13 protein-coding genes and 1 tRNA gene are annotated in these 17,601 nt (G+C 47.2%); 12 read left to right on the forward strand and 2 right to left on the reverse strand.

The window, feature by feature from the left end:
• The first annotated feature begins 87 nt into the window (after positions 1-87).
• The 11 genes from eda to B4E62_RS01045 all read left to right on the forward strand — a co-directional run bounded on the left by eda (position 88) and on the right by B4E62_RS01045 (position 11,958).
• A complete protein-coding gene (gene eda / locus B4E62_RS00995) occupies positions 88-723 on the forward strand; it encodes a bifunctional 4-hydroxy-2-oxoglutarate aldolase/2-dehydro-3-deoxy-phosphogluconate aldolase (RefSeq protein ID WP_007642915.1) in 636 nt (211 codons plus the stop codon).
• Between the two features lie 129 nt (positions 724-852).
• A complete protein-coding gene (gap, locus tag B4E62_RS01000) occupies positions 853-1,857 on the forward strand; it encodes a type I glyceraldehyde-3-phosphate dehydrogenase (protein WP_310071762.1) in 1,005 nt (334 codons plus the stop codon).
• Between the two features lie 11 nt (positions 1,858-1,868).
• On the forward strand, positions 1,869-3,314 hold the full coding sequence (gene pyk, locus B4E62_RS01005) for a pyruvate kinase (protein ID WP_310071764.1): 1,446 nt from the start codon (positions 1,869-1,871) through the stop codon (positions 3,312-3,314).
• A 79-nt stretch (positions 3,315-3,393) separates the two neighbouring features.
• Positions 3,394-4,209 carry a M23 family metallopeptidase gene (locus B4E62_RS01010; protein WP_331350720.1) on the forward strand — a complete coding sequence of 272 codons (816 nt, stop codon included), beginning with the start codon at positions 3,394-3,396 and terminating at the stop codon, positions 4,207-4,209.
• Positions 4,210-4,266: 57 nt separating this feature from the next.
• Complete coding sequence (locus B4E62_RS01015; protein WP_331350721.1) at positions 4,267-6,099, forward strand: C13 family peptidase; 1,833 nt, start codon at positions 4,267-4,269, stop codon at positions 6,097-6,099.
• A 90-nt stretch (positions 6,100-6,189) separates the two neighbouring features.
• The gene (locus tag B4E62_RS01020; protein ID WP_310071770.1) at positions 6,190-6,384 is read left to right on the forward strand and encodes a Trm112 family protein; all 195 of its coding nucleotides are present in this window, start codon (positions 6,190-6,192) and stop codon (positions 6,382-6,384) included.
• A gap of 61 nt (positions 6,385-6,445) precedes the next feature.
• Complete coding sequence (gene alaS, locus B4E62_RS01025) at positions 6,446-9,076, forward strand: alanine--tRNA ligase (RefSeq protein WP_310071772.1); 2,631 nt, start codon at positions 6,446-6,448, stop codon at positions 9,074-9,076.
• A gap of 309 nt (positions 9,077-9,385) precedes the next feature.
• Positions 9,386-9,925, forward strand: coding sequence for a hypothetical protein (locus tag B4E62_RS01030; protein ID WP_331350722.1), 540 nt, complete (start codon positions 9,386-9,388; stop codon positions 9,923-9,925).
• A 34-nt stretch (positions 9,926-9,959) separates the two neighbouring features.
• Positions 9,960-11,207: an aspartate kinase gene (locus B4E62_RS01035; protein ID WP_310071776.1), complete on the forward strand. Its 1,248-nt coding sequence runs from the start codon at positions 9,960-9,962 to the stop codon at positions 11,205-11,207.
• Positions 11,208-11,430: 223 nt separating this feature from the next.
• Positions 11,431-11,622 carry a carbon storage regulator CsrA gene (csrA, locus tag B4E62_RS01040; protein ID WP_062060719.1) on the forward strand — a complete coding sequence of 64 codons (192 nt, stop codon included), beginning with the start codon at positions 11,431-11,433 and terminating at the stop codon, positions 11,620-11,622.
• A gap of 245 nt (positions 11,623-11,867) precedes the next feature.
• Positions 11,868-11,958: transfer RNA gene (locus B4E62_RS01045), tRNA-Ser, on the forward strand.
• A gap of 211 nt (positions 11,959-12,169) precedes the next feature.
• On the opposite strand, the gene B4E62_RS01050 is transcribed toward B4E62_RS01045, so the two are convergent.
• Positions 12,170-15,025 carry a valine--tRNA ligase gene (locus B4E62_RS01050; protein ID WP_331350723.1) on the reverse strand — a complete coding sequence of 952 codons (2,856 nt, stop codon included), beginning with the start codon at positions 15,023-15,025 and terminating at the stop codon, positions 12,170-12,172.
• Between the two features lie 155 nt (positions 15,026-15,180).
• Between B4E62_RS01050 and B4E62_RS01055 the strand changes: the two genes are divergently transcribed.
• Positions 15,181-16,251 carry a Stealth CR1 domain-containing protein gene (locus tag B4E62_RS01055; RefSeq protein ID WP_331350724.1) on the forward strand — a complete coding sequence of 357 codons (1,071 nt, stop codon included), beginning with the start codon at positions 15,181-15,183 and terminating at the stop codon, positions 16,249-16,251.
• 14 nt (positions 16,252-16,265) lie between these two features.
• Here B4E62_RS01055 and B4E62_RS01060 read toward each other — a convergent pair whose 3' ends face one another.
• Positions 16,266-17,426 carry a glycosyltransferase gene (locus B4E62_RS01060; RefSeq protein WP_310071788.1) on the reverse strand — a complete coding sequence of 387 codons (1,161 nt, stop codon included), beginning with the start codon at positions 17,424-17,426 and terminating at the stop codon, positions 16,266-16,268.
• Positions 17,427-17,601: the final 175 nt, after the last annotated feature.

A 17,601-nucleotide genomic window follows, 5' to 3' on the forward strand; every position in this document is an offset into this window, starting at 1 on the left:
TTTTTACCGAATTCCGAACTGATCTGCGGAAGGTTTTTTTAGGGCAGATTATTCTTTCGAACTTTTTTGAACAACGAGGGACATACAGTGGCTTTAACTATCGATCAAATTGTCAGAGTAGCGCCAGTCGTACCCGTTATGGTGGTGGAGCGCATTGAAGATGCTGTGCCCTTGGCCAGAGCGCTTTATAACGGTGGGTTGAAAGTGTTGGAAATTACCCTGCGCACCCCCTGTGCACTGGATGCTATCAGTGCCATGGTAGAAGACTTGCCTGATGACGCGGTAATTGGTGCCGGCACCATTATTACTCCGGCAGATTTGGAAAAAGCGGTAAAAGCGGGTTCAACCTTTTTGGTTAGCCCGGGTACTACACCGGCGCTGATCGAAGCGGCTAAAGCCTGCCCAGTTCCGCTGTTAGCCGGTGTTGCAACACCAACCGAGGCAATGAATCTCTACGTACAAGGATTTACCCATCAGAAGTTCTTCCCGGCTGAAGCTGCAGGCGGTGTGCCTATGTTGAAGTCAATTGCCGGCCCTTTGCCGCAGATTACGTTCTGCCCAACCGGTGGAATTGATTTGGCAAAAGCACCGAGCTATTTGGCATTGCCAAACGTGCATTGTGTTGGTGGTACCTGGATGGCGCCGAAAGAATTGATGAAAGCCGGACGCTGGGATGAGATTGAGCGTCTCGCTCGTGAAGCAGCCAGCTTGCCACGCGGTTAACCTGAGGGCGCCGCCGCTTGCAGCGCCCTTAATGAATACAAGAACTGGGCGTATCAAACGCCTGAACAGGGCGTAGCAAGCAGCGCCCCTACAGCAAAAATTATTGAACAGCTTACTTAGGAGAATGTAATGATTAGAGTGGCAATTAACGGTTACGGTCGTATCGGTCGCAATGTACTGCGTGCCTTGTATGAATCAGGCAAGCGCAGCCAAATCCAGATCGTAGGTATCAACGACTTGGGTGATGCGCACCTCAATGCCCATCTCACCAAATATGATTCTGTTCACGGCGGATTTAACGGCACCGTGAAATTTGAAGGCGATACCATGTTCGTCAACGGCGATGCTATCCGCATCACATCCGAGCGCGATCCAGCCAAGTTGCCCTGGGGCGAATTGAATGTTGATGTGGTGTACGAATGTACCGGCATATTCACCAGCAAAGAAAAAGCTGGTTTGCATTTGGCTGCTGGCGCCAAGAAAGTCATTATCTCTGCTCCAGGTACCGACGTGGATGCTACCGTGGTATTTGGTGTAAACGACAAAGTGTTGAAAGCGACTGACACCATCATCTCTAACGCCTCTTGCACTACTAACTGTCTGGCACCGGTTGCCAAAGTGTTGAACGATAACTTCACTATCGTGCAAGGTTCTATGACCACAATTCACTCATATACCAATGATCAGGTATTGTCTGACGTATTCCACAAAGATATTTACCGTGCGCGCTCAGCTACCCAATCCATGATCCCAACCACTACCGGTGCTGCTAAAGCAGTAGGTTTAGTGTTGCCTGAATTGAAAGGCAAGATGGATGGTATTTCTGTTCGTGTTCCAACTATCAACGTTTCTCTGGTTGACCTGAACGTATTGGTAGAAAAAGAAGTTAGCGTTGAAGCGATTAATGCAGCGATGAAAAAAGCCGCCGAAACTGAAATGCCAGGGGTATTGGCTTTCGTTGATGAGCCTCTGGTTTCAATCGATTTCAATCACAATCCGCATTCTTCCAACTACGACTCACTGCAGACCAAGGTGTACGGCAAGTGGGTAAAAGTATTGGCGTGGTACGACAACGAGTGGGGCTTCTCCAACCGTATGTTGGATAACACCCTTGCACTTATGTCCGCTAAATAAGAGAGCCCATCATGTTAAGACGTACAAAAATCGTCAGTACTTTGGGACCTGCTTCCGAATCTGCAGAAGTATTGGAAAAATTGATTTTGGCGGGTGTGGATGTGGTTCGCTTGAATTTTTCGCACGGCTCGCCGGAAGATCACAAGCGTCGCGCAGAAATGGTTCGTGAATTGGCGGCCAAGCACAACCGTTTTGTGGCGGTGCTCGGCGATCTTCAAGGCCCAAAAATCCGTGTTGCACGTTTTGCCGAAGGTAAAATTCATCTCAAGGTAGGCGACAAGTTTGTGTTGGATGCAGCCCTGGGGCGCGATGAAGGTAACCAGCAGCAAGTGGGTATCGACTACAAAGAGTTACCCAATGACTGTAAGCCCGGCGATGTGTTGTTGCTCGATGATGGCCGCGTAGTTCTGACTGTTGACAAAATCGAAGGCACACGTATTTATACCACCACTAAAGTGGCGGGTCCTTTGTCCAACAACAAAGGCATCAACCGCCAAGGTGGCGGCCTGACTGCACCAGCACTGACAGAAAAAGATATTGCCGACATCAAAACTGCTGCTGAAATCGATGTGGATTATCTCGCGGTTTCTTTTCCTCGCTCTGCAGAGGATATGGATTTCGCACGTAAATTGATGGTTGCTGCAGGTGGTCGTGCCGGTTTGGTTTCTAAAGTTGAACGCGCAGAAGCCGTGGCGGATGATGAAACACTTGATGGCATTATCATGGCAAGCGATGCGGTGATGGTTGCACGTGGTGACTTGGGTGTCGAGATTGGCGATGCAGCGCTGATCGGTGTGCAAAAGCGCATCATCGCTCGCTCACGTGCCCTCAACAAAGCGGTGATTACCGCAACGCAAATGATGGAGTCGATGATCAATAGCCCGCTGCCAACGCGTGCTGAAGTATTCGACGTTGCTAACGCAGTGCTCGATGGTACCGATGCGGTAATGCTATCGGCGGAGACCGCGGCCGGCAATTTTCCGGTTGAAACTGTTGAAGCTATGGTGCGTATTATTCTCGGTGCTGAAAAACATCCCACGGCGAGTTTTGATAACTACCGTATGGATCAGGCTTTCAGCAGTGTTGATGAATCAATCGCGTTGGCGTCTATGTTTACAGCCAACCATCTTGATGGTGTTAAGGCGATTATTTGCTTTACCGAATCAGGTAGTACACCGCGCTTGATGTCGCGTGTTGGTTCGCAGTTGCCCATTTTTGCGTTCTCTCGTCATGTGAGCACCCAGCGCAAAGTGGCAATGTACCGCGGCGTACAACCTATTGCATTTGACACCAATAGCGCTCCTTGTGCAGATGATTTTGTGCGCGCAATTGCGATGCTCAAATCACAGCGCACCTTGGTCGATGGTGATTTGGTCATCGTTTCCAGCGGTGATACCACCTTGCTGGGCGGTACCAATACCATGAAGATTCTGCGTGTTGATGAAACAATGAAATAAGTGTGTGACAACGAAAAAAACGGCAGCTAGTCTGCCGTTTTTTTTGTCCAAAATTTACTGATTGCTACTGGAGTCAATCGTGAAGTTACAACAGTTCGTCGCACTTGTCTTATTTATACTCGCCAGCATGGCGTCTGCAGCACTGGAATTGACCGGTGAGTGGCAGCAGGGTGGTGTGATTATTGGCAAGGTGTCGCAGGGAACCCGGGTGGAATATCGCGGCAAACCATTGCAAATTTCTCCTGCAGGTCAGTTTGTCATTGGATTAGGTCGCGATGCAGAGAAAGCGGCAACTCTTGTCACAATTGACAGTGCTGGTACTCGTCAAGAGCATCGATTTGATGTGAAAACGCGTACTTACAATATTCAAAAAGTAACTGGTGTTCCGCAACAAACGGTAGAGCCTGATCCGGCACAAGTTGAGCGCGCCAAACGCGAAGCGCAAATGGCAGCCGATGCGCGTAAAGGCGATTCACCGCTGACATTTTTTGCGCAGAAATTCGAATGGCCACTGATTGGGCCGGTAACGGGTGTGTACGGCAGCCAGCGATTTTATAACGGTGTACCCAACTCACCGCATTACGGTGTTGATATAGCCAAGCCCTTAGGTACTTTAGTAAAAGCACCTGCTGGTGGTGTAGTGACGCTCGTTCACCCGGATATGTTCTTTTCGGGTGGGACATTAATTATTGATCATGGCCACGGCTTGTCATCGACTTTTATTCATTTAAATGAAGTGCTGGTGAAAAAAGGCGATGCGATTACCCAGGGGCAATTTATTGCGAAAGTGGGTAAAACCGGTCGAGCTACTGGCCCGCATCTTGACTGGCGGATGAACTGGTTTGAAGAGCGCGTTGATCCGCAATTGTTGGTTGAGCCTATGCCTGCCGAATAATTTTTTTCAGTTGTTGTTATTCAATTATTTTTTATCAGCGTTCATAACGGATTGTGTATGAAGCCTATTGCTCTGATTGTGGTTGCTTTTTTAACTGGCGTTGTTCTTACCTTGATTGCGGTGCAAGGCACATTTCGCGATTTGCGCTTCGCTTTGTCCCCATCGCTCAATTTTGCTGATGGTGCGAGCTATGTTGGCGATCTTAACGCTCAAGGTCAGTTGGAGGGGCAGGGACGCATGCGCTGGACGAATGGCGATGAATATGATGGCGAATTTTTAGCGGGGCTCATGCATGGAAAAGGTAAATTTGTTTCTGCTTACTCAGGTAATTACAGCGGGGATTATGTGCGTGGCCGAATGGAAGGGCGTGGCTTATTGACGTATCCGGACGGTAGTCGCTATGAAGGTGAATTTGCCGGGAATCAATTTCACGGTAAGGGCAGGCTCGCATATCCACGTGGAGATGTTTACCAAGGGGATTTTGAAAAAAATAAAATGCATGGTAGCGGCAAATGGACGTTCGCCGATAAATCTTTCTATATTGGTCAAGTGGTTGACGGTGTAATTCAAGGAAAGGGTGAATTGCAGCGCGCAACGGGTGAAAAATACACTGGGGATTTTGTCGCGGGAAAAATGTACGGTCAAGGTGTGTTCGATGATGGACGGGGCAATCGCTACAGCGGTGAATTTCAAAGTGATAATTTTACTGGCTCAGGAACTTACACCAGTCATGATGGCTTCACTTATGTCGGTGAATTTAAAAACTGGCGGCTGAATGGCAAGGGAATCCAAACCGATGCCGAGGGCAATCACTGGGAGGGAGAATATCAGGATGGCCAGTTGGAAGGTAAAGGCAGTTATATCGCAAAAGAGGGCGAACAGTACACCGGTGAATTTCAATTTGGAAAATACGATGGGCAAGGAAAATTGATTGCCAGTAATGGGGATATCTACGAAGGCGAATTTTCTTATGGTAGCAAACACGGCAAAGGCATATTGATTTACCAAACACCTATCGATGGTGTTAGTCGAATTGACGGTCGCTGGGAATATGGTCGTTTGGTCGATGGGGGCGAGACAGTAAAAATTTTTACCCCTGAAGAAGTTGCGGAGCACGCACTCTATAAAGAATCCGGTGAATTACAACTCGCGTTGGATTCCCTGCAGACATCAAATCCTCAAAAAATTGAATTGTACAGTTTAGTTGTGGCTGGATATGGCACTGAAGAAGTATTTCGTCGAGAAAGTAAATTTATTGAAAATTTATTTAGCGCTCAATATGGCAACCGCGCAACGGCGATTTATTTGGCCAATAGCCAGCGCTCGTTGAATGAACGTCCGCTGGCGACATTAACCAGTATCCGTGCAGCGATTACACGTATTGCTGAACGCATGGATAAGGAGCAGGATATTTTCTTTTTGTATATCACCAGCCATGGTTCCAAGGATAAAAAAATCTCACTCAACCACAATGGTCTTGCACTAGCGGATATAGAAGCAAAGTGGCTTGGTGATCTGCTAAAGGCTACTGGCATCAAGCATCGCGTTGTTGTGTTGTCAGCCTGTTTTTCCGGTGGTTTTATTGATGACCTTAAGGATGAGCAGAGCCTGATTATGACCGCCGCAGCTGCCGATAAGACCTCCTTTGGCTGCGCCGATGACAGCCTGTTCACCTATTTTGGCAAAGCCTACTTCAAGGAGTCGCTCAAGCCCGGAGTTGATTTTGAGCAGGCCTTTGTGAAGGCAAAGAAGATGGTTTCCACTTGGGAAAAAGAACAAAAAATTACCAAATCGCATCCCCAAATTTACTCGAATAAACGGGTTGTGGAGCAGGTAAAGCGCTGGCAAAACGGACTTATCCCACCGCTTTCCGGCGATTTAGCTCCTTAATTGCCGCTATAGCCCCATGGCTGTAGAGACAGGGCTGCAAAATGCAGTGTAAGATACCGCCCCCAACTGGCCTAAGCGTGACCTAAGACCATGATAGATAAAAAATTACTCAGTATTTTGGTGTGCCCGGTGAGCAAGGGTGAACTTGAGTATCGCCCTGAGCAGCAAGAGTTGGTGTGTTGGGATAGTGGTTTAGCCTATCCCATTCGCGACGGCATACCGGTGATGCTGGAGCATGAGGCGCGTAAACTGAGCGCCGAAGAAATAGAAGAACATCGCGCCTGATTAGGCGAGTTCCTATCTTTTTATACAAATCGCATTAATTCGAACATTTAGTGGATGCAATATGAAGAGCGCTGAAATTCGCAACGCCTTTTTGAAATACTTTGAGAGCAAAGGTCACACCATTGTCGCCAGCAGTTCGCTGGTTCCTGAAAATGACCCTACGCTGCTGTTTACTAACGCGGGCATGAATCAGTTCAAAGATGTTTTTCTTGGCGGTGACAAGCGCTCCTACAATCGCGCTACCAGTTCCCAACGCTGCGTGCGCGCTGGCGGTAAACACAACGATCTGGAAAATGTTGGTTATACCGCACGTCACCACACTTTCTTTGAAATGCTGGGCAACTTCAGTTTTGGCGATTACTTTAAACACGACGCTATTCGCTACGCATGGGAATTCCTCACCGCAAAAGATTGGCTCAATATTCCCGCAGAAAAACTCTGGGTTACCGTCTATGCATCAGACGATGAGGCCTACGATATTTGGAATAAAGAGGTGGGCGTACCTGCAGAACGCATCATCCGGATTGGTGACAATAAGGGTGCTCCTTACGCATCCGATAACTTTTGGGCTATGGGTGATACTGGACCATGTGGCCCCTGCACCGAGATTTTCTACGATCACGGCGCGGATATCTGGGGTGGCCCACCGGGTTCGCCAGAAGAAGATGGTGATCGCTACATAGAAATCTGGAACAACGTGTTCATGCAGTTCAACCGTACTGCAGACGGTGTTTTACATCCGCTGCCAGCGCCATCCGTCGATACGGGAATGGGCTTGGAGCGTATTTCAGCCGTAATGCAGCATGTGCATTCCAACTATGAAATCGACCTGTTTCAGCATTTGTTGCAAGCTGCCGCTGATGCGACTGGCAACCACGACATGGAAAACAAATCCCTGCGTGTGATTGCTGACCATATCCGCTCCTGCTCCTTTCTGATCAGCGATGGTGTTGTGCCATCCAATGAAGGCCGCGGCTATGTGCTGCGCCGCATCATTCGCCGCGCGATCCGCCATGGCAACCAACTCGGCCAAAAGCAACCTTTCTTCCACAAGTTGGCTAAAGCTCTGGCGGAAGTAATGGGTGATGCATACCCCGAGTTGCATAAGAACCAAGCGCAAATCGAGCGTGTGCTGCTGCAAGAAGAAGAGCAGTTTGAAAAGACGCTCGATAAAGGCATCGCCGTCCTTGAGGATGCTCTGGGCAAACTCTCCGGGACTGAAGTCCCTGGCAAAATCGTTTTTACCCTTTATGACACCTATGGGTTTCCGGTTGATCTGACAGCTGATATTGCTCGTGAGCGAGGCCTGACCATTGATCAGGAGGGTTATGAAGCCGCTATGGCTGAACAGCGCGCTCGCGCTCGCGCTGCTGGTAGTTTCAAAGTGGATTACAACGCTGCCGGCCTCGATTTGCCCGCCAGTGAATTCCTTGGTTATAGCTCTTTGGCAGAGCAGGGCAAGGTTCTCGCACTGGTTAAGGATGGCAAAAAAGTAGAGCGTTTGGTTGAAGGTGAAGATGGTGCAGTAGTGCTTGATCGCACTCCTTTCTACGCTGAATCCGGTGGTCAGGCAGGCGACTGTGGCTATCTGGAGTTAGGTGGTAATCGCCTCGAGGTGCGCGACTGCCAGAAGCAGGGCGCATCGCATGTGCATGTTGTACGTGTGCTGCAAGGTGCTGTATCGGTGGGCGACGGTTTTGCCGCCAAGGTTGATGCCAATGTGCGTCAGGCGACTGCCTTAAACCACTCGGCCACCCACTTGATGCATGCTGCGCTGCGTAAAATTCTGGGTGAGCATGTGACTCAAAAGGGCTCGTTGGTAGATTCCGAGCGCCTGCGTTTCGATTTTTCTCATTTTGAGGCATTGACTGCCGAGCAGTTAAAAGCCATTGAATTGTTGGTCAATGACCAGATTCGCGCCAACTCGGCGGTTGCCACCGAGCTGTGTAATATGGATGCAGCCAAAGCCAAAGGTGCGATGGCGCTGTTTGGCGAAAAATATGGCGATACTGTGCGTGTACTGACCATGGGTGATGGCTTCTCTGTCGAACTTTGCGGCGGTACTCACGTTAATCGCACTGGTGATATAGGCTTGTTCCGTATTACCTCTGAATCTGGTGTTGCTGCCGGTGTGCGTCGTATTGAGGCTATTACTGGTGCAAAAGCTCTGGCGTTGTTTGATCAGGTTGAAGCGCTGGTGGATACCGCTGGTCGCAGCTTAAAAGCCAATCGCGACACATTGATTGAAAAACTGGATGCGCTGGTTGCGCACAATCGTAAGTTGGAAAAAGATCTCGCTGTCCTGAAGACCAAACTGGCCACTGCTGGGAGTGGTGATGTGTTGTCACAGGCTGTGGATATCGCAGGTGTTAGAGTACTGGCCTTGAATCTTGAGGGTGCAGATGCCAAATCCTTGCGTGAGACGGCAGATCAATTCAAAAACAAACTTGGCTCGGCGGTAGTGCTATTGGCCACCGTTGAAGACGATAAAGTGGCGCTCATTGCAGGTGTTACCCAGGATGTAACTAGCAAAGTGAAAGCTGGGGATTTGATGGGTTTTGTTGCAGCACAACTGGGTGGCAAAGGCGGCGGCCGTCCAGATATGGCGCAAGGCGGTGGTACCAATGTCGCAGGGCTGGATGCTGCTTTGGCTTCAGTAGTGCCTTGGGTAAAAACCCAACTCGGTCAATAGCTGTACAGAAAGATGAAGGAAGTGTGATTAATCCGCTTTTAATCATCCATTTGGGTTAACTTTTGTCGCAATCTGGTGTTTAATTGGCGCCTTTTTGTGATCTGGTTGCCAGATGATTTAGGGGCTTACCCTAAGTATTTAGTACTAGTGTCAATAGCGGGTAGTAGAAGTTGTCGATTGCTGTGGGCTGATTTTTTCGGTTTAGGCAATCATGTAAGTAGTGAGTGATGTGTTGAGGTGAGATTAAGCAGGAATTTAACGGTGAGTGATATGTTTGCTCACTTTAGTGCACAAATCATGTGCAAGTGAATGCAGTCGACAATAAGTGTTGTTTCAGCGTTCTTTAATCAAAAGGAAAATGCCATGCCGCTAATTCAATCTATCGAAGTTTACGTTGTTGTAAATGGTGCCTCTGCCACCACTGCCGACCCTGTTTATGTCGGTGTAGTTACCAAGCATTATGGTGGTCGGGAGTTTCCGCTCCGCTATCAGCAGACGGGTATGAGTTTTGTTAGTGGCCATACTTACAAGTTTGGTTTTAGTGCGACTGGTGGTGATTATCCACCAGCATGGGATTCTCAAGGCAATGGTAGTAATAGTTTAAGTGCCTACCCATTGGAGGTCTCAGATGGTGCGCAGTTTGATCAGCGTGTTTATCTGAGAAAAGAGCCTATCCGGGCAGAGGGGCAAGCGGATAGCGCTTTATTCTTGGATGATGTTTCAGTGACGTTGCGTCTCGATTCTGGAGAAGCATTTTTTTATCGTACAAGGTACTCAACAAATGAAGAGCCATCTTTGGTTCGTCTTGCCAATGAATATGGTCAGATGGTGTATTTGTACCCGGTGTAAATTAGCTTTCAATTGATAAAGGATAGGCTGTGTAATGAGCTTATTAGTTCAGAAGTATGGTGGTACCTCAGTTGGTTCGATTGAGCGTATAGAGCAGGTTGCCGATAAGGTGGCAGGTTTTCATGCCCAAGGTCATGAAATGGTTGTGGTACTCTCAGCTATGAGCGGGGAAACCAATCGCCTGATCGGCTTGGCGCAACAAATTCAGGATACCCCCGATCCTCGTGAATTGGATGTATTGGTATCTACCGGCGAACAGGTGACTATTGCACTCTTGTGTATGGCACTAAAAAAGCGTGGCGTAGATGCGCGCTCTTACACCGGCGGCCAAGTCCGTATCCTAACGGATAATGCCCACACCAAAGCGCGTATCCAGTCTATCGATGAAGAGAATATGCGTGCCGATCTTAAAGCAGGTCGTGTGGTCGTTGTTGCCGGTTTTCAGGGTGTGGATGAGCAAGGCAATATCACCACGCTTGGTCGCGGCGGTTCAGATACTACCGGTGTTGCGCTTGCTGCTGCACTGAGGGCGGATGAATGCCAGATCTACACCGATGTAGACGGCGTATACACTACTGATCCACGTGTATGCGAGCGTGCGCGTCGTCTGGAAAAGATTACCTTTGAAGAAATGTTGGAAATGGCCAGCCAGGGTTCCAAAGTTCTGCAGATTCGCTCAGTTGAATTTGCCGGCAAATACAAGGTGCCTCTGCGTGTTTTGCACAGTTTCAAAGAAGGCCCTGGAACCCTTATTACCCTCGATGAGGAAGACTCAACTATGGAACAACCTATTGTTTCCGGTATTGCATTTAACCGTGATGAAGCCAAAGTAACCGTTGCTGGTGTACCTGATACTCCTGGCGTGGCAGCAAAAATTCTCGCGCCTATTGGTGCCGCTAATATTGAAGTAGATGTTATTGTTCAGAACGTGTCAGCAGATGGTACTACTGACCTGACGTTTACTGTGCACAAAAATGATATGAGCAAAGCCGTTGCTGTACTGGAAGCGGTTGCCAAAGAAATTGGTGCACGCGAAGTGCGTAGTGATGATAAGGTAGCTAAAGTATCTATCGTGGGTGTTGGTATGCGCTCTCATGCAGGTGTTGCATCGCGCATGTTTACTGCTCTTGCAGAAGATCGTATCAACATTCAAATGATCACCACATCAGAAATTAAAATTTCGGTGATCATCGATGAGCGTTACTTGGAGTTGGCTGTGCGCAGTCTGCACACCGCTTTTGGTTTGGATGCCGAACCGTCAGAAGGCCGAGTGAGGGGCTAGGCCTTCTAATAAAAGGCGGTTTAGTTAAGGTGTTTGAGTCGCATTACTGTTTACTTAAAAAATAGACAGAAAAATGTTGGGGGTTTCTTCCCTTTCGCAAAAAGTAGACGATACTTAAATCCAGGCATTCGGTTGTCAGGACGCGACAGGGGGTATTCGGGGGTCGATGGTGGCAAGGGGTGTCTAAGTCGTACTCTTACAGGATGAGTGAAGGAGATTAAAGATGTTAATTTTAACTCGCCGTATTGGCGAAACCTTGATGGTGGGTGACGAGGTTACCGTTACCGTGTTAGGTGTCAAAGGCAACCAGGTTCGTATTGGTGTCAACGCTCCTAAAGATATTGCTGTGCATCGCGAAGAAATTTATCAGCGTATTCAGCGCGAAAAGCAAAATCAGGAAGAGCAAGACAGCTAAGTTTTTACTTAATTGTTTTGTTGTTCGGCGCTTTTCAACTACGCGGCGGTATGAGAAATCATCCGCCGCGTAGGCGTTTATAGGGGTTAAATTTTTAAATGTTTCTCTAATTGAATGTTAATTATTCATACTCAAAATAATCGTTATTTTGTTCTGTAAATTTGTCTTCAAGACTTTGAATTTTAGAGAATTATGGTATTATGCCGCACCTGCTGAGACGGAGCTTATCCCGCTTCAGCAGATGTGGAGAAGTGGCCGAGTGGCCGAAGGCACTCCCCTGCTAAGGGAGCATACCTCAAAAGGGTATCGGGGGTTCGACTCCCCCCTTCTCCGCCATTGAATTCAATTAAAAAGCTCAATCGAAAGATTGGGCTTTTTATTTTTCTGGGATTAAAAAGTTATTTTGTAGGTTGGGTAAGGCCGCCCAGGTCGAGCGCTATGGCTGAGCGCAGCGATGCCCAGCGCAATCCGTGTTAACACAAAAACCTTCCAATAAAAAAGCCGATGTTTCTGCATCGGCTTTTCATAAATCGCAAATAATTAATAGTTACAGCGCGCTGATTTTTTGAATCTGCTCGCGCAACTTTTCCACTGCAATTTTATTTTCCGCAACACGATTGCGCTCATTGGCAACAACTTCAGCAGGTGCTTTTTCAACAAACGCGGCATTGCCAAGTTTTGCTTCAGTGCGCTCAATATCCTGGATTAATTTATTGCTCTCTTTAGTGAGACGGGCGATCTCGGCATCTTTATCAATCAGTCCGGCCATAGGGACTAAAATTTCCATTTGGCCAACCAAGGCTGTGGCAGACATAGGTTCGGTCTCAACGGTGTTTAGCCAGGTAACGCTTTCCAATGATGCTAATTTCTTCAGGAATTGCTGGTTGTTGTTCAAGCGTTGCTGATCTTCACTGGTCCCATTTTTAAATAGCACCGGTAAATCTTTAGCGGGAGAGATGTTCATCTCGCCGCGAATATTGCGCACACCTGCAACTACCGATTGCAGCCATTCAACATCGTTTAATGCCTGTTGATCGATTTTGCTATCATCCGCTTGCGGATAGGGTGCATGCATGATTGTTTCGCCCGCTGCACCCGAGAGCGGTTTGATAATTTGCCAAATTTCTTCAGTGATAAATGGCATCAGTGGATGTACCAAACGCAAAATGGTTTCGAGCACACGCACCAGTGTTCGACGGGTTCCTTTCTTTTGTGCTGCCGTTGCATCGGCATTAAACAAAACCGCTTTGGTCGCTTCCAGATACCAACTGCAGTATTCGTCCCACACAAACGAATAAATTGCTTGTGAGGCTAAATCCAGTCGATAGTTATCCAGATTTTCCGCTACTATTTTTTCTGCGATTTGTAATTTGCTAATAATCCAACGATCACCTAATGACAATTCGTAATCAGTCGAACCATCCTGCCCGCAATCCTGATTTTCACATTGCATCAATGTAAAACGCATGGCGTTCCAGATTTTGTTGCAGAAGTTGCGATAGCCCTCTACGCGGCCCATATCGAATTTAATATCGCGGCCAGTTGATGCAAGCGAGCAGAACGTGAAGCGCAATGCATCTGTTCCGTAAGCCTGGATTCCTTCCGGAAATTCTTTGCGGGTTTGCTTTTCGATTTTGCCGGCATCTTTTGGATTCATTAAACCGGTTGTGCGTTTTTGTACCAGTGTTTCCAAATCAATACCGTCGATAATATCGAGTGGGTCGAGCACGTTACCCTTGGACTTCGACATTTTCTGGCCTTGGCCATCGCGCACCAAACCATGTACGTATACGGTTTTGAACGGAATTTGCGGCGTGCCATCTTCATGCTTCACCAAATGCATGGTCAGCATAATCATGCGTGCAACCCAGAAGAAAATAATATCGAAACCGGTCACCAACAAATCGGTCGGATGGAATTTTTTCAGGAAGTCTGTTTGCTCTGGCCAGCCGAGTGTTGAGAAGGTCCACAAACCGGAGCTGAACCAAGTATCCAGTACATCTTCATCCTGATTCAGTTTTACATCTGCACCAAGATTATATTTGCTGCGTACTTCCACTTCATTTCGACCAACATACACTTTGCCGCTTGCGTCATACCATGCAGGAATACGGTGGCCCCACCACAATTGACGGCTGATACACCAATCCTGAATGTCGCGCATCCAAGAAAAGTACATATTCTCATATTGCTTCGGTACGAATTGGATGCGGCCGTCTTCAACGGCGGCGATTGCCGGTTCTGCTAATGGTTTGGTGCTTACATACCATTGGTCAGTTAGCCATGGTTCGATTACCACGCCTGAGCGATCACCGCGCGGTACTTTCAATCCATGGTCGTCAATTTTTTCCAGCAATTCAGCTGCTTCAAATGCAGCGACAATTTGCTTGCGCGCTTCGTAGCGATCAAGTCCAGCGTATTGAGCGGGCAGGGTGCCGTCGAGTTGGGTATTGAGGCTTCCATCCAAATTAAAAATTTGTGCAACACCTAAAATCGCGGCGTTTTTATCGAGCACATTAATCAAAGGCAAATTGTGACGCTTGCCTACTTCATAGTCGTTGAAATCGTGTGCGGGAGTAATTTTCACGCAGCCAGTACCAAACTCGCGATCAACGTAATCATCGGCCACAATTGGAATCAAACGATTAACCAATGGCAGCAGAACAAATTTACCGATCAGCGATTTGTAGCGCTCATCTTCAGGGTGAACCGCCACGGCACTATCGCCCAGCATGGTTTCAGGGCGAGTGGTTGCAACGACCAAATAATTTTTCCCATCAGCGGTGGTGGCACCATCCGCTAATGGATAGCGCAGATTCCACAGTGAGCCTTTTTCATCGTGGTTTTCCACTTCCAGGTCAGAAATGGCGGTGTGCAATTTGGGGTCCCAATTCACCAGGCGTTTGCCGCGATAAATCAGGCCATCATCAAACAAACGAACAAACGCTTCTTGTACAGCGGTTGATAAACCATCGTCCATGGTAAAACGCTCACGGCTCCAATCCACCGATGAACCCAAACGGCGAATTTGGCGGGTGATAGTACCGCCAGATTGCTCTTTCCATTCCCAGACTTTTTCGAGGAATTTTTCGCGGCCGAGATCGTGGCGGCTTACACCTTGCGCCGCCAATTGACGCTCAACCACCATTTGGGTCGCAATGCCTGCGTGGTCGGTACCCACTTGCCACAAAGTATCGTCGCCTTTCATGCGGCGATAGCGAATCATGGTGTCCATCACCGCATTGTTAAACCCGTGCCCCATGTGTAGGCTACCAGTGACATTCGGTGGCGGAATCATCATGCAGTAGGGGGTTCCGTCTCCAGCAGGCTTAAAATAGCCTTTTTCTTCCCAGGTTTGGTACCACTGGCGTTCGATAGCATGGGGTTCGTAGGTTTTTTCCATAGCAATAACAGACTCTTGCGGATGCCGCTGCGCGGCTGATCAATAGGCGTAAAAACAGGTTGGCGATTATACATTCTGGCACTGGTATGGCCTAGTCGAACATCTGATAGGTTAGAATAATCACCTACAACTTCCTCAATAGTCTTGGGTTGCTTATGACCGATTCAGTAATACAACATTCTCCTATAGATGCGGTGATAACTTGGGTGGATGGTGCTGATCCTGCTCATAAAGAAAAGCTTGAGAAGTATATTTTGAGTATTGGTGGGCAGCGTCCTAGGGCTGCGAGTACAGCACGTTTTCATAGTCTTAATGAAATTGAATATTGTGTTGTATCCTTACTTAAATTTGCACCTTGGATTGGCACTATATTTGTGGTGAGTGATAATCAGGCTCCCGGTTTTATTAAAAAACTTGTTGGCACAAAATACGAGTCGCGAGTGAAAGTAATAGATCACCGGATAATTTTTTCTGGGTATGAAGATTGCCTTCCGTCATTCAGTAGTATGTCCATTGCGAGTTTGCTTTGGCGAATCCCTGGTTTATCAGAGCGCTTTATATTTTTGAATGATGATTTTTGTTTAATTCGTTCATTGTCTCCTAGTGCATTTTATCGAGATGAAAAGGTGGTGTTGCGTGGCTCATGGAAGGTTCAAACAGAGCGACGATTGATAAAAAAAATAGTCAATTGGTTTAAAAGATGTTTTGGTGTAGGAGAAAAAAATACTTCTAATTCTAGGGTGCGATTTATCGGTGTTCAGGAAAATAGTGCAAGAATGTTTGGTTACATGCAGAATGTGTTTCAGTTAGAGCATAATCCACATCCTTGGCGAAAATCAGTGTGGCGTGACTATTGCGAGCGATATCCAGAAATCTTGAAGACCAATATCAGTTTTCGTTTTCGTTCACCGCTGCAATTTGTTCCAGAGGGCTTCAGCGCCCACTGTCTATTAAAAATGGGGCTGGCAGTAGTAGATAATCAGCTAAGAACATTACAAATTAAGCCTGGTGATCAGGCTTTGATACGGATAAAAGCCAAGCTCGCTCAGGCTGATCGTGACGCGTCCTATGTGTTTGCATGCTTTCAGAGTCTTGAAAACGCATCACCGGAAGCACTGGCTACAATTCTTGGCTGGATTGATAAGCGTATTGGTGATCTAGATCATTTCCTGGCGCAGGAAGCAGCTGCTGACCGTGAATTTTACCCTGAATCTAGGTGTATTTGAGTTTTGACAAGTCATCATTGTTTGGAATAAATGGCGTAGAGATTTTCAAGTTCTAAAGCGCAGCTCCTTAGTTGGAACTTGCTTTTTATTAGCTCCTGCTGATTATTAATGATGTCCAAATAGCTTTCTGGAGTAGCGAGTATGTTGGTCAGTATGCTCGCTAGTGCATTGCTATCTTTCTCGGCAAAAGTAAAACAGGTTTCTCTGTCTATCAGATTATCGCCAACTCCTCCAGATGATGAGCTGACCACGAATACACCACTGGCTTGTGCCTCAAGAATAGAGATCGGCAGGCCTTCTGCGTCACCACTATTGGCTGTAATGCTCGGCAAGCAAAATATTTTGCAATTATCGATTTGCTCTTTGACTTGAGTGCTGGTTAACGCACCAGTGAAAGTGACGTCAGATAAGTTTAATTGATTTATCTGATTGCGTAATTGCTCTTCCATTCCGCCCTTGCCAACAATTATTAGTTCAGCATCTGGAACGGCCTTTTTAACTGCCGCAAAGGCATCAATCAGATATTTTGCTCCCTTCTTTTCCACAAGACGACCAACATAAAGAATTCGGTTTTTTCGCTCTAATATTGGAACTGGACCTGGAGTAAAATCTTCAGTATTTACACCTATATAACTCACGGTAATCTTTTCGGCCGGAATACCGAACTTAATAGCACGCTCTTTAATTGCGCTGGACACTGCCAGAAAATGCACTTTGGGTTCTTGGGCAAGTTTCAATAATTGTTGCGGATACTTACGCTTTCTGCGGCCACGTTTACCGGATTCCCACCATTCTCTATAGATACTTATATCAAAACCATGCAGTGTGACCAACATAGGCAAATCCAATGCTTTTGCATAAGGCCAAATGTCAACCGCCGATGTTCCGAAGTGTGCGTGAACCAGATCCGCATTTATATCTTTTAATGTATTGATGCCAGCTGGATCGGCTTTATTGAGCCAGCGATAAGCCATATAGAGCAAGCGGCGGGGGAGAGGGCTTCTCTTCGGTAAGAGTAATTGCGACTGAATCATCGAGAAGTCAAGGCTGCGACCAAGATATTTATGCCCGACTAAAATAGGCTTCCAAGAAACAAGCGCAAGCGCCTGCTGCTTGATAAACGTTTCGGAATAAGACAGCAAACCATCTTGATAAATAATGACTTTTTTGCTCATAAGCATTCTTTGAATATTAGGTCTTAACTGGAGGTGGTTGTATCGGATGGTATTGCAATCAAAAGTTACACAGGTCATTACAAAGTGGCAAGTTAATTATGAATTTTGCGGGCTCTATCTTGTTTGCTTTTTATGCTTGTAGGTATAAAATGCGAGCACAAGTATAGTGGCTGTT

The sequence above is a fragment of the Cellvibrio sp. UBA7671 genome (assembly GCA_002483145.1).
GTDB classification, from domain to species: domain Bacteria; phylum Pseudomonadota; class Gammaproteobacteria; order Pseudomonadales; family Cellvibrionaceae; genus Cellvibrio; species Cellvibrio fibrivorans.